This window comes from Longimicrobium sp., from assembly GCA_036377595.1.
Lineage (GTDB): Bacteria > Gemmatimonadota > Gemmatimonadetes > Longimicrobiales > Longimicrobiaceae > Longimicrobium.
Genome location: DASUYB010000014.1, coordinates 15,649 through 28,717, shown reverse-complemented (window position 1 = coordinate 28,717; position 13,069 = coordinate 15,649). Strand labels below are relative to the sequence as shown.

Sequence of the window (13,069 nt, the reverse complement as noted above, 5' to 3'; positions counted from 1 at the left end):
CGATGCACGGAACGAAGATCGGGCGCGCGGCGCTGGCCGCCGGGGCCGCCCTGGTGATCGCGGCGTGCGGCAAGGAGAGCGACGCCGCCACGGAAAAGGCGCCCGCGGGAGTGGAGCTGGGCCCCGAGGCCGTCGCGGTGGTGCAGAGCGAGGAGATCCGCACCGGGCCGCAGCTTTCCGGCTCGCTGATGGCCGAACGCGAGGCGCAGGTCCGCGCGCAGGTGGGCGGGCAGGTGCTCGAGGTGTACGCCGACCAGGGGCAGGCCGTGCGCTCGGGCCAGCCGCTGGCGCGCATCGACGCCACCGCGCTGACCGACGCGGCGACCTCGGCGCGGACCGGCGTGGCCTCCGCGCAGACCTCGCTGGAGGTGGCGCGGCGCAACTACGAGCGGGCGCAGACGCTGAACCAGGCCGGCGCCATGAGCGACCGCGACCTGGAGGCGGCGCGCGCGCAGCTCAGCCAGGCGCAGGCGCAGGCCGCGGGCGCGCGCAGCCAGCAGGCCAGCGCGCAGAAGCAGCTGGCCAACACCACGGTGCGCTCGCCCATCAACGGCGTGGTCAGCGTCCGCCCGGTGAGCGCGGGCGACATCGTGCAGCCGGGGGCGGCGCTCTTCACCGTGGTCGACCCGCGCAGCATGCGGCTCGAGGCCAACGTCCCCGCCGACCAGCTGGGGCAGCTGACGATCGGGTCCACGGTGCGCTTCACCGTCAACGGCTACCCCGGCCGCACGTTCACGGGAACGGTGCAGCGCATCGCCCCGGCGGCCGACCCGCAGACGCGGCAGGTGCCCGTGGTGGTCACCATCCCCAACGAAGCGGGGACGCTGGTGGCGGGGCTGTTCGCCGAGGGGCGGGTGGAAAGCCAGGTGAGGACGGGGATCCTGATCCCCGCCAACGCGGTGGACGAGCGCGGCGTGACCCCCACGGTGCTGCGGCTGCGCGGCGGCAAGGTGGAGCGGGTGACGGTGCAGCTGGGCATCCGCGACCCCGACAGCGAGCGGGTGGAAGTGACGGGCGGGCTGGCCGCAGGCGACACCCTGCTGGTGGGCCCCGCCCTCGGCACCAGCCCGGGAACCCCGGTGCGCATCACGGCGGCCCCCCGGCCGTAAAGGAGAAGCGGGATGTTCATCTCCGATTTCGCGATCAAGCGGCCGGTCGTCACCGTGGTGTCGATGCTGGCCCTGGTGGTCTTCGGCCTGTTCGCGCTGTTCAACCTGAAGACCGACGAGTACCCCGAGGTCAACCCCCCGGTGGTGGCCGTCTCCATCCCCTATCCCGGCGCCAGCCCCGAGACGGTGGAGCGCGAGGTGGTGGACCGGGTGGAGGAGGCCATCGGCGGGATCAGCGGCGTGGACGAGATCAACAGCCAGTCGTTCGACGGCTACGCCGTGCTGATCGTGCAGTTCATCTTCGGGAAGGACCTGCAGCAGGCCACGCAGGACATCCGTGACCAGATCTCGCAGATCCGCAACGACCTGCCCACGGAGATGAAGGAGCCGATCCTGAGCCGGTTCGATCCGAACCAGTTCCCGATCGTCTCCATCACCCTGTCGTCGACCACGCTGACGCCGGCCGAGCTCACGCGCATCGCCGACCCCGGCATCACCCGCGAGCTGCGGGCGGTGGCGGGGGTGGCCGAGGTCACGGTGGCCGGCGGGATCGAGCGCGAGCTGACGGTGGAGCTGGACCCCTCGCGGATGCAGTCCGCCCAGGTCGGCGTCCCCCAGGTCGTCCAGGCGCTGCAGGCGCAGAACCTGGCCGCGCCCGTCGGCTCGGTGAAGGGGACGTGGGACGAGCGGTCGATCCGCCTCAAGGGCCGCCTCCCCGACCCCGAGAGCTTCCGCCAGCTGGTGGTGGTGGAGCGCGACGGCGCGGTGGTCCGCCTGGGCGACGTGGCCACGGTGCGCGACGGGACCGAGGAGCCGCGCACGCTGGCGCTGTTCAACGGCCGGCCGGCGGTGGGGATCGACGTGAAGAAGTCCACCGGTTACAGCACCACGCAGGTGGCGTCGTCGGTCCTCGCCTCGGTGGAGAAGATCCGGCCGCAGCTGCCGGCCGGGGTGAAGATGGACGTGATCCGCAACTCGGGCGAGCGGGTGAGCCGGTCGGTGCGGAACGTGGAGGAAACGCTGTTCGAGGGCGCGCTGCTCACCGTCCTGGTCGTCTTCCTCTTCCTGAACTCGTGGCGCTCCACGGTGATCACCGGCGTGGCGCTGCCGATCTCGGTGCTGGCCTCGTTCGTGGCGGTGTGGGCGTTCGGCTTCACGCTCAACACCATGTCGCTGTTGGGCCTCTCCCTGGCCATCGGCATCCTGATCGACGACGCCATCGTGGTGCGCGAGAACATCGTGCGCCACGTGGAGATGGGGAAGGACCACTACACGGCGGCGATGGACGGGACGGACGAGATCGGGCTCGCGGTGGCCGCGACGACCTTCTCCATCGTCTGCGTGTTCGTGCCCATCGCGTTCATGGGCGGGGTGGCGGAGCAGTGGTTCGCGCCCTTCGCGCTGACCATCGCGTCGTCGGTGCTGGTGTCGCTGTTCGTCTCCTTCTCGCTGGACCCCATGCTCAGCGCCTACTGGGCGGACCCGCACAAGGAGGAGCACGAGAAGGCGTGGATCACCCGCAAGCTCGACCGGTTCAACCACTGGTTCGGACGCCAGGCCGAGGGCTACAAGAAGATCGTGGCCTGGGCGCTGGACCACCGCGCGGCGATGGTGATCATCGCCACGGGGGCGTTCGTGGGCGCGCTGATGATCCCGGCGAAGGGGATCATCGCCTTCCTCACCGTGCTGGCCATCACCGCGGGGGTGGCGGTGTTCCTGACCGTGGTGAAGCCGCGGAAGTCGCTCGCCGCGCTGGTGGCGGTGGGGGGGATCGTGCTGATGTTCGTGGGCGGGGGGATGGCGCCGGCGATGATGAAGCTGGGCGGCCAGTTCTTCCCCACCGACGACCGGTCGGAGTTCATCATCAAGATCGATACGCCGCCGGGGTCGAACATCGACTACACGCGGATGAAGGCCGAGGAGGTGGCGCGCATCGCCCGCTCGCACCCCGAGGTGATGTACACCTACACCACCATCGGCGGACAGGGCGGCACGGTGAACCAGGCCAGCATCTACGCCCGGATGACGCCCAAGCACGACCGCCCGGGGCGCAGCCAGGACGTGGTGTCGAACGAGGTGCGCGAGCGCGCCAAGCACCTGGGCGGGGTGACGGTGGCGCTCAGCAACGGCAGCTTCGGCGACCAGAAGCAGATCCTGATCCAGCTGCGCGGCCCCGACATCGCCACGCTGAACCGCCTGGCCGAGCAGGTGAAGGCCGAGGTGGAGCAGGTTCCCGGCGCGGTGGACGTCGACCTGTCGACCAAGGGGCAGAAGCCGGAGCTCGAGGTGGAGCTGAACCGCGGGCTGGCGGGGTCGCTGGGCGTGACCGCCGGCGAGGTGGCGCAGGCGCTCAGGCCGGCCTTCGCGGGGATCGACGCGGGCGACTGGGTGGATCCCAGCGGCGAGACGCGGAACGTGGAGGTCCGTCTCGCCCCCGAGGCGCGGCGGCGCGCGGTGGACCTGGCGCAGATGCCGCTGGTGCTGCAGGGCCCGGCGGGGACGTCCACCGTCCCCCTCGGCCAGGTGGCGGCCATCCGGCAGGGTGTGGGCCCGGCGCAGATCGACCACCTGGACCGCGACCGCGTGATCACCGTGCAGGCCAACACGCAGGGGCGGCCGCTGACCGAGGTAATCGGCGACATCAACGCGCGCATCTCCAGCAACGTGCGCTTCCCCGCGGGCTACGTGATGACGCAGGGCGGCGAGACCAAGGACCAGAACGAGGTGTTCGGGCGCATCCTGTTCGCGCTGGGCGTGGCGATCATGCTGATGTACCTGATCCTGGTGGTGCAGTTCGGCTCGTTCCTGGACCCGCTGGCCATCATGCTGTCGCTGCCGCTGTCGCTGATCGGCGTGGTGCTGGGGCTGTGGCTCACGGGGAACACGCTGAACATCATGAGCATGATCGGCGTGATCCTGCTGGCGGGGATCGTGGCGAAGAACGCGATCCTGCTGATCGACTTCGCCAAGTGGGCGCACGAGCGGGGGACGCCGCTGCGCGAGAGCCTGATCGAGGCGGGCGCCATCCGCCTCCGCCCGATCCTGATGACGACGTTCGCGCTGATCGCCGGGATGCTGCCGGTGGCCATGGGGCGCGGCGAGGGGGCGCAGTTCCGCGCGCCGATGGGCGTGGCGGTGATCGGCGGCGTGCTGACCTCCACGCTGCTGACGCTGCTGGTGATCCCCACGATCTACGAGATCCTGGACGACACGCGCGAGTGGATGTTCGGCCTCTTCCGGCGCACGCCGAAGGCCGAGGAGCACGCGCCGGTGGAGCGCATCCCGCGGCCGCGGCGGGCGCCGGAGGAGGCGTTGTCGGCGGATTGAGTGCGAAAGTGCGGAAGTGCGGAAGTGCGAAAGTGCGAAAGTGCGAAAGTGCGGCGGTGAGTCGATAGGTGCCGCACTCCCGCTGTCATCCTGGGGGCGCCGTGCGCGGAAGTGGCGTCCTTGCGGCGTCCGAAGGATCTTGTTGGGCGGGAGCGAGGCCGGCCGGTCACGGAAAAGCGGATCTCCACGCCGGGTCGGGCAGATCCTTCGTTCGCGTCGTCACCGGAAGGTGTCCGCACAGCGATCGCGCACCGCAGCAGTTCGTGATTTTTCTGGTTTCTTCCGTCTACGAACGCTAGGTTTTTGCGCGGACGGAGATCCGTCCGGGGCCCGGGCGGCGTAGCTTTTCGGGCGAACCGGGCGGGGGCGGAGGGGTATACTGCGTTGCGCTTCCGGCTTGGCGCCGCGCCGGGTTCCGCCGCAGGGCGGGCCCGGGCTTTTTCATCCTGGACAGGGTTCGATGGGCAAGATCTCCGACTTCCTGGCGTCGCTCGGCGCCGGCTGGGAACGCTTCGCGGCGCACACCGGCGACATGGCCAGCCTGGTCTGGCGCTCGGCCATGTACCTGTTCAGCGGCCGCGTGGCCATGGCCGACATCGCGCGGCAGATGTACTGGATGGGCGTGGGCTCCATCCCCATCGTGCTGGTGACGGGGATGCTGGGCGGCATCGTGACCTCGCAGCAGGGCGGCTACCAGTTCACCGGCGGCGTGCCGCTGTACATCCTGGGAAGCGTGGTGGCCAGCTCGGTGATCCTGGAGCTGGGCCCGGTGATGACGGCCATCGTGCTGATCGGCCGCGTGGGCGCCCGCATCACCGCCGAGCTGGGCACGATGCAGGTGTCGGAGCAGATCGACGCGCTCTACTCGCTGGGCCGCGATCCCGTGCGGACGCTGGTCGCCCCGCGGCTGGTGGCGGGGCTGATCGTCGTTCCCCTGCTCGTGGCGCTCTGCAACCTGGCCGGCGTGGTGAGCGGGATGATCGCCGCGCAGAGCACGGTGCACCTGGGGATCCCGGCGTTCCGCTACGGGGCCGGGCTGTTCTGGCACAACTGGGACATGTTCTACTCGCTGGCCAAGGGCGTGGCGTTCGGCTTCGTCATCCCCCTGGTGGCCAGCCACATGGGCCTGGCCACCCGCGGCGGCGCCGAGGGCGTGGGCAAGTCCACGACCAGCGCGGTGGTGCTGATGACGCTGTCGGTGCTGGTGATCGACGCGCTCTTCCCGCCGCTGCTGCTGAACTAGTGATGCATGCTGTCGCTCACGCCGATGCGATAGATCCTTCGGGCTGCAACCGGCGGAGTGGACGAAAATCCGGTCTGACCGCCCTCAGGATGACGTCTCCTCCTTGCGCGGGAACTCGAAGCCGTCATCCTGAGGCCGACCAGACCGTGACCGGCGGCCGCGCAAATGGTTGCAGGCCGAAGGATCTATAGCCGGCGGCAGAACGACAGTCGGCGTGATGCACCGGATCCCCCCCCGGGCACTGGGCACTGGGCACTTGGAACTGGGCACTTTTGATTCGTGACGCGGGGATGTGGAGGAATAGATGACGGTTGAACCGGCGGTGGGCGACCCGATGGTCGAGTACCGCGACGTGTGGAAGGCGTTCGACCAGCCCGTGCTGGCGGGCGTGGACCTGGTGGTGGGGCGGGGCGAGACCATCTCGGTGGTCGGCCACTCCGGCACCGGCAAGAGCGTGCTGCTGAAGACCACCATCGGGCTGATCGTTCCCGACCGCGGCGACGTGGTGGTGGACGGGCACTCGGTGTTCCGCGGCGGCCGCAGGGCGCTGCGCGAGGTGCGGCGCAAGGTGGGGTACGTGTTCCAGAACGCCGCGCTGTTCGACTCGATGACGGTGTACGAGAACGTGGCGCAGGGGCTGACCGACGAGGAGATCCGCGAGTGGGGCGAGAAGGAGGTGCTCCGCCGCGTGGCCCGCTCGCTCGACCACGTGAACCTCGACCCCGCCAAGGTGCTGGGGAAGATCCCCAGCGAGCTCTCGGGCGGGATGCGCAAGCGCGTGGGAATCGCGCGGGCCATCGTGGGCGAGCCCGAGATCCTGCTGTACGACGAGCCGGTGACCGGGCTCGACCCGGTGAACGGCACGGTGGTGCACCGGCTCATCTCCCAGCTCGCCGAAGAGCTGGGGGTGACCAGCATCATCGTATCACACGACATCGAAGGCACGCTGCCGATCTCGGACCGCGTGGCGCTGCTGGACCACGGCCGGATCCGCTTCGTGGGCACCCCCGACGAGTTCCGCGCCAGCGACGACCAGCTCGTGCGCGCGTTCATCGAGCGTGACGTGCCCGACGACGAGATGGCGGAGGCGCAATGATCCAGCGAGCAGACGAAACCAACCGGGGGGCCGCCGTGCCCCCCCGCAACCGGATCTCCCCGCAGGAGACGTCAATCGTGCAACCCACCCGGTCCCCCCGGCGCGAGGTGCAGGTCGGGATCTTCGTCCTGGCCGGCATCCTGGCCGTGCTGGCCGCGCTCTTCATCCTCACCGACCCCGGCACCTTCCGCGGGCGGTACTACGTGACCACGGTGGTGCGCGACGCGGGCGGCATCCGCGCGCGCGACCCCGTGCAGCTCTCGGGGGTCAACATCGGCCGCGTGGCCGACCTCAAGCTCACCCCGCAGGGCGTGCGCATGCGCCTGGAGATCGAGGGGCAGTACCACTTCCCCGACGACAGCAAGGTGCGGCTGACGGCCAAGGGGCTGCTGGGCGAGATGGTGGCCGACGTGCTGCCCGGGAGCTCGCGCAACCAGGCGCAGCCCGGCGAGCTGCTGGCCAGCGCCGAGCAGGACCAGGGGCTGGGCGGCACGGCGCAGGACCTGGCGGGCACCGCCAAGCAGGTGGGCGGCCGCGCCGACACGCTGCTGATGCGCGCCAACCTGCTGCTGAGCCAGGAGGCCATCGGCTCGGTGCACAGCAGCGCCTCGGAGCTGCAGGCCATGCTCGGCTCGCTGCAGGCGCTGGCCGCCGACCAGCGGGTGCAGCTCTCCGCGCTCTCCGCCTCGCTGCGGCGCAGCGCGGCGGGGGTCGAGAGCGCGACCACGCGCCCCGAGCTGGCGCGCGCCATCGCGCGCACCGACAGCCTGACGGCGCGGCTGGACGCGGCCACCGGCCAGCTGCACCAGGCCAGCACCTCGCTGGCCGTGGTGATGGGCCGCATGGAGCGCGGCGAGGGCACGCTGGGCCGCCTCAGCAAGGACGACTCGCTGTACGTGAACCTGAACAGCGCGGTCGCCAACCTGAACCAGCTGACCAACGACATCCGCGCCAACCCCAAGAAGTACCTGAGCGTCAGCGTCTTCTGACCTCATTGGGAGATGCGGTGAAGGGCGGGCTCCGGATCGGACGCCCGCCCTTCTTTTTTCTCACGCAGAGTCAGCAGGGTCAGCAGTAAAAAGCTGCAGTTTTCTGCTAACCCTGCTGACTCTGCGTGAGCCCATTTTTTTCAGATTACTTCGCCGAATCGGCGCCTGGCGAGAGCACGCCGTTGAAGACGCGGCGGGACTCGGCGGTGTCGGCGCGGATGTTGGCGGAGGTCGCGTTGGGGTTGCACTCCACGCGCTGGCCCTCGCCGCGCACGAAGACGAGCGAGCACGACCATGGGCGGCGCGTGGCCACGGCCTGGTATCCGCGCGTGTCGCTCGTCAGCAGGTAGACGGTGATGCCCTCCGATGGCGCGTACGGCAGGTTCTCCGCGGCGGCGGGGCGGCGCGTGTCGATCGTGGCGGGGTAGCGCCCGTAGGCGGCCGCGTGGCGATCCATCTCCGTCTGCAGCCGCTCCAGCTCCGCGACCGCCTTCGCGCGCGGGTTGGCGCACGCCGCGAGCGCCAGCGCCAGCGCGGCGGATCCCATCTCCTTGACACAGCTTCTCATCTACCGGTGCGGTTGGAGGGTCTCTTCGGCGGCGCGACGGTGATCTCGCGCTGCGCGGCGGCCGACGCGCCGGAGCGCGAACGCGCCGTCACCTCGATCACATAGTCACCCGCGGGAAGGCGGGGGAGCGTCACCCCGACCGAGCGCGGGACGACGGCGCCCGACGCCTCCTCGGTCCAGCGCATCCGCACCGGGCCCACGCCGCGCGCCAGCCCCAGCGACTCCGCCGTCCGCCGCAGCCCGCCCGGCGCGCGCCGCAGCAGCGCCAGCGAGAAGGTGAGGCTGTCCGTCCGCGCGTCCAGTCCGTACACCTCCCAGAACATCGCCACGCGATCGCCCGCGCGGAACTCGTCGTTGCCCCGCGCGAGCGGCGCCGCCTCGTCGAGCGACCGCGGGCGCGCATCGACTTGGTCCAGCAGCAGGAGATCGGAGAGGGCGAGCCCGTTCTCCGCCGGCCGCCGCAGGTCGATGCCGAAGCGCGCGCGCCCGGCCCGGCCGCTGTCGCGCTCGACGGCCTCCAGGCTCAGCACCGTCTGCTCCGGCGTAGCGGAGATGCGCACCACGCCGCGCGGAGAGGTGACGCGCGCCGTCCGAACCGCCGGAGCGGCGCCGGGGTCGCGCATCAGCACCACCCCCGCGTCGATGCTCGGGCGCGCGGGAATGCTGTCGCGGTCCATCTCGAACGCGGCCACGATCTCGGCGTCGGCGCCGCGGCGGAAGGCGGCCACTTGGTGCGGCAGGCGCCAGAAGCGGCGGATCCCCGGCGGCGCGTACAGCGAGTGCGCGCCGCGCTCGTCCATCTTCCACTGCTCCGCGCGGATGGCCAGCGGGTCGCGCGCCATCGCCACGCTCGGCAGGAACTCGAAGCTCGGATGGTAGTGGGTGATGACGGACGAAAGGGAGCCCTGCCCGAAGCGCGGCCGCACGCGCTCCCACCCGCTCGGCTGGCCCCAGCGCGCCAGGATCTCCGCCAGGTCGTACGCCCAGAAGATGCCGTCCGAGGTCCGCGCGCGGTCCTGCAGGCGGTCGAAGACGAGGCGCGCGAAGTGCTCCGTCAGCCGGTCGTTCCCCGGCTCCATCCACAGCGGGTCGGCCAGCCACCACAGGCGCCGAAGGATCGAATCGCGCTCCGGTGCGGCCATGCGCCGCAGCGCGCGCGCCTCCCCGTCCGCGAGTACCGGCGTGAGCGCGTCCCACTCGCGCCGCGCGTCCGCCGGCATCGCGGCGAGCGCGGCCGCGAACGAGGCCTCCGCCGCGCTGTAGTCGCGCGCGCCGTGCGAGGCGTAGCCCTCCAGCGCCAGGCACCACCACCGCTCCGCGCGGCACTCGCGCGCGGCGCGGGCAGCGTCGGCGTGGCGTCCTGCCTCGACGAGGTAGCGGACGCGCTGCCCCGCCACCCACGCATCCCCCGGCGACGCGGCGGCGGCGCGGTCGAGGTCGGCGATCAGCGAATCCCGCTCGCGCACGACCTCGGCGTGCTCGGGCGGCACCTTCCAGTCCTCCTCCGTGTCCGTCTTCCAGATGCAGAAGCGGCCGACGATCTCGTCACATGTGCCCGCGCCGCCCGCCCCGCTGTCCATCGTCCACGGGAGATGGGTGAAGCGGACGCGCTCGAACGCCGCCTGCGCGCGCCGTGCGTCGCGCAGCACCCGCGCCGAGTCCGCGCGCCCCGGCTGCGCCCGCCCGGCCGCGAGCACCACCGGCGCCTGCGCCGCCGCATGCGCGGACGCCAGCGTCGCCAGCGCGAGTGTGAGGGTTCGGACCGATCTCATCCGCCGCTCCGAGGTGTGTTGCGCCTGCGGACCCACGTCGCATCCCCCGCGCCAGCGTCTACGGGAAGATGTCGCGCGACAACCGTTTTCGCGTGCTCAGGATGAGACGCGCGAGCCGGCGGGAGTTTGACAGGGCGGGAGCGGGCGCTGGCGCGGCCGCCGGCTCCCCCCCACCCCCGGCCCCTCCCCCACGAGGGGGGAGGGATGGGGGAGGGGAGACCTCAGTGCGGCCGCCTGATTCGGCACTGAGTGCTCCCCCGCCCCTGCGCAGCGGGGGAGGGGGTCGGGGGGAGGGGGCCGTCTGCGGCCGCGGCCATGTTCGCTGCCGGAAGCTCGTTATCTCCCCTCCACCACATTCCGATACCCGGTGGCGAAGACGAGGGCGACGAGGATGATCAGCAGCACGCCGTACGCCGAGGCGCCGCCGAAGTCGAAGGCGCGCAGCTGCGACAGCATCTCCATGCTGATGGGGCGCGTGCGGTTGGTGTAGAGCAGGATCGACGCGACGAACTCGCCCAGCGCGTTGACGAACGCCAGCAGCGCCCCCGCCATCAGCCCCGGCAGCACCAGCGGCAGCACCACGCGCCGCATCGCCGTCGCGGGGCCGGCGCCGAGCGACGCGGCCGCCTCCTCGAGCGACGGGTCGAGCTGGCGGAACGACGACAGCGCCGCGCGCGTGACCAGCGGGATGTTGCGGATGAAGTACGCCAGCGGCAGGATCGCGAAGGTTCCCACCAGCACGAATCGCCCCGCCAGCGGCCGGTTCACGCTGAAGGTCGACGCCAGCGCGATGGCCAGCACCGTTCCCGGCAGCGCCCATGGGAGCGCCACCAGCGCGGAGACGAGCCCCTTCCCCCGCACCCGCGTCCGCGCCAGCAGGTAGGCGGCGGCGAACGCGAACGCGACGTTCGCCAGCGTTGCCACCGTGGCCATGCGCAGCGAGTTGAGCACGGGGCGCAGCGTCTCGGCGTCGCTGAACATCCGCCGGTAGGGCTCGGCGGAGTAGACGGGCGGCAGCGCCTGCGTGGTCCAGGTGCCCTCGGGGACGAAGGAGACCAGCAGCACGGTCAGGTGCGGCAGCAGCAGGAAGCCGACGAACGCCGCCGCGGCCAGCGTCATCACCCATCCGCGCCCCGACTCCGCCGGCGGCGCGACGGCGAGGCCCTTGGACGCGCCGGTGTAGTCGCGCGCCGCCTCGTACCGCTGCAGGGGGACGAGGAAGGCGAGCGAGACCAGCGCCAGCACCACCGCCTCGACGGCGACCAGGCCGGCGTCGCCGTTCAGCTTCGTCGCGTAGAGCTGCGTGGTCAGCACGCGGAAGCCGCCGCCGAACACGTACGGCGCGCTGAACGACGCCATCGAGGTCATGAACACCAGCAGCGACGCGCCGCCCAGCGCGGGCGCCAGCATCGGCAGCGTCACGCGGCGCAGCGTGGTCCACCCCCCGGCGCCCAGCGCGGCCGCGGCCTCGGCGTAGCCCGCGTCCAGCCGCGCCAATCCCGCGCTGACGAAGAGGTAGAAGTAGACGTACATGGTGTACGCGTGCACCAGCAGCACGGCCCACGCGCCGTCCAGCCGCCACGGCGGCTCGGCCAGCCCCAGCGCCGCCTGCACGCCTCGCGTCAGGAACCCCGTCTCGCCGTAGAGGAAGAGGAAGGAGATGGTGCCCACCAGCGGCGGCAGCAGCACCGGCATCGCAGCCAGCCCGCCCAGCACCCGCCGCCCGGGGAAGTCGCGCCGCGCGAAGAGGAAGGCCAGCGGCACGCCCACCAGCGCGGAGAGGACCACGCTGGCCAGGGAGATCCACACGCTGTTCCACAGCGCCCGCAGCTCCGACGCGCTGCCGAAGAAGCGCGCGTAGTGCGCCGCGGTCACCCGCCCGTGGTCCAGGAGGCTGTCGCCCAGCACGAACAGGTTGGGATACAGCACCAGCCAGAGCAGCACGACCGCCACCGCGGCGGCCAGCAGCGCCGTCCCGCCCGCGCGGCGGCGGAGAGGCTCAGCCATCGGCGCCTCCATGCATCGTCATCATCTTCCCGATCCTCAGCCCCTTATCTTCTCCATTCCGGCCACACTTCGACCGGGAACCTTGCCCGAAACGCCTCATCCCACTTCTTTTCAGCCCAGTCGCGCAGTTCGACAAACGTTCGTACGCGGCGTCCACCATCCCCATCCGGAGAGCACGATGCGGAAGATCCAGCTGGATCTCAACGAGCTGCAGGTCGAGTCCTTCACCGTCGACGGCGCGGGGAAGGGGCGCGGGACGGTGGAAGGGCAGGAATGGACCGTCACCGGGATCTGCTGCCAGTACACCGACGTCTGCACCGGCACCGACAGCTGCAGCGGCGACGTGGCCTGCATCTGCGACTCGGTGAAGAACTGTTGAGCCATGGGCGGAGCCCGGCGGCGGCGCCGGGCTCCGCGTTTTCACCCTTCTCCGCAAAGGAACCATCCCATGCGCAAGATCCAGCTGGACCTCGGCAACCTGCGCGTCGAGTCGTTCGCTGTCGAGGGCACGTCCCTGGCGCGCGGCACCGTGCAGGGGCAGGCGGTCTCCGTCGTACCGCGCCCGTGCACCGGCGACGGCAGCTGCAGCGGTCCCGCCGCCTGCTTCTGCCAGACGATCGACAGCGCCTGCATCTGCTAGGGGGAGACAGGACCACAGAGACTGCACGCTCGGCTGCGCCGCCAGCATTCCCCAATGCACCATCCACTGAGCGGAGCGCCTCCACTCACGCCAAATCGAGAAACGAGGGGAAGATGCGAAAGCTGAAGCTGAATCCCGACATCCTGCGCGTGGAATCGTTCGCCGCGAGCGACGATGCGGCGGACGCGCGCGGCACCGTGGCCGCGCACGCGCTGGCCACGCGCAACCCCACCTGCCCGGCCACCGGGATGACGTTCTGCGAGACCAACTGCGACTGCACGCTGGGATGCAACACCGTGCCGTGCACCACCAGCTGAC

General features: G+C 71.2%; 11 protein-coding genes. 8 read left to right on the top strand and 3 right to left on the bottom strand.

Translation table 11 applies throughout. The features are described 5' to 3' along the window. Nucleotides 1-2: 2 nt before the first annotated feature. The 5 genes from VF092_01790 to VF092_01770 all read left to right on the top strand — a co-directional run bounded on the left by VF092_01790 (nt 3) and on the right by VF092_01770 (nt 7,764). Nucleotides 3-1,109, top strand: a complete 1,107-nt coding sequence (locus VF092_01790) for an efflux RND transporter periplasmic adaptor subunit (GenBank protein ID HEX6746016.1) — start codon at nt 3-5, stop codon at nt 1,107-1,109. A 12-nt stretch (nt 1,110-1,121) separates the two neighbouring features. Then, nucleotides 1,122-4,436: an efflux RND transporter permease subunit gene (locus VF092_01785; GenBank protein HEX6746015.1), complete on the top strand. Its 3,315-nt coding sequence runs from the start codon at nt 1,122-1,124 to the stop codon at nt 4,434-4,436. Between the two features lie 460 nt (nt 4,437-4,896). Continuing rightward, nucleotides 4,897-5,679: an ABC transporter permease gene (locus tag VF092_01780; protein ID HEX6746014.1), complete on the top strand. Its 783-nt coding sequence runs from the start codon at nt 4,897-4,899 to the stop codon at nt 5,677-5,679. A gap of 304 nt (nt 5,680-5,983) precedes the next feature. After that, entirely contained in the window at nt 5,984-6,775 is a 792-nt protein-coding gene (locus VF092_01775; GenBank protein HEX6746013.1) for an ATP-binding cassette domain-containing protein, read from the top strand. Between the two features lie 77 nt (nt 6,776-6,852). Continuing rightward, nucleotides 6,853-7,764, top strand: a complete 912-nt coding sequence (locus VF092_01770) for an MlaD family protein (protein ID HEX6746012.1) — start codon at nt 6,853-6,855, stop codon at nt 7,762-7,764. A gap of 145 nt (nt 7,765-7,909) precedes the next feature. Here VF092_01770 and VF092_01765 read toward each other — a convergent pair whose 3' ends face one another. The 3 genes from VF092_01765 to VF092_01755 form a co-directional block, all read right to left on the bottom strand. Next, nucleotides 7,910-8,332 carry a hypothetical protein gene (locus tag VF092_01765; GenBank protein ID HEX6746011.1) on the bottom strand — a complete coding sequence of 141 codons (423 nt, stop codon included), beginning with the start codon at nt 8,330-8,332 and terminating at the stop codon, nt 7,910-7,912. Then, a complete protein-coding gene (locus VF092_01760; protein ID HEX6746010.1) occupies nt 8,329-10,104 on the bottom strand; it encodes a hypothetical protein in 1,776 nt (591 codons plus the stop codon). Before VF092_01760 ends, VF092_01765 begins: the two co-directional genes overlap by 4 nt. Nucleotides 10,105-10,440: 336 nt before the next feature. After that, nucleotides 10,441-12,111 carry an iron ABC transporter permease gene (locus VF092_01755; protein HEX6746009.1) on the bottom strand — a complete coding sequence of 557 codons (1,671 nt, stop codon included), beginning with the start codon at nt 12,109-12,111 and terminating at the stop codon, nt 10,441-10,443. 178 nt (nt 12,112-12,289) lie between these two features. On the opposite strand from VF092_01755, the gene VF092_01750 reads away from it, so the two are divergent. The 3 genes from VF092_01750 (at nt 12,290) to VF092_01740 (ending at nt 13,068) form a co-directional block, all read left to right on the top strand. After that, nucleotides 12,290-12,490, top strand: a complete 201-nt coding sequence (locus tag VF092_01750; protein HEX6746008.1) for a hypothetical protein — start codon at nt 12,290-12,292, stop codon at nt 12,488-12,490. A 69-nt stretch (nt 12,491-12,559) separates the two neighbouring features. Further along, nucleotides 12,560-12,751 (top strand): hypothetical protein, encoded by a 192-nt coding sequence (locus tag VF092_01745; GenBank protein HEX6746007.1) that lies wholly within the window; start codon nt 12,560-12,562, stop codon nt 12,749-12,751. Nucleotides 12,752-12,864: 113 nt separating this feature from the next. Continuing rightward, nucleotides 12,865-13,068 carry a hypothetical protein gene (locus VF092_01740; GenBank protein ID HEX6746006.1) on the top strand — a complete coding sequence of 68 codons (204 nt, stop codon included), beginning with the start codon at nt 12,865-12,867 and terminating at the stop codon, nt 13,066-13,068. Nucleotide 13,069 lies beyond the last annotated feature (1 nt).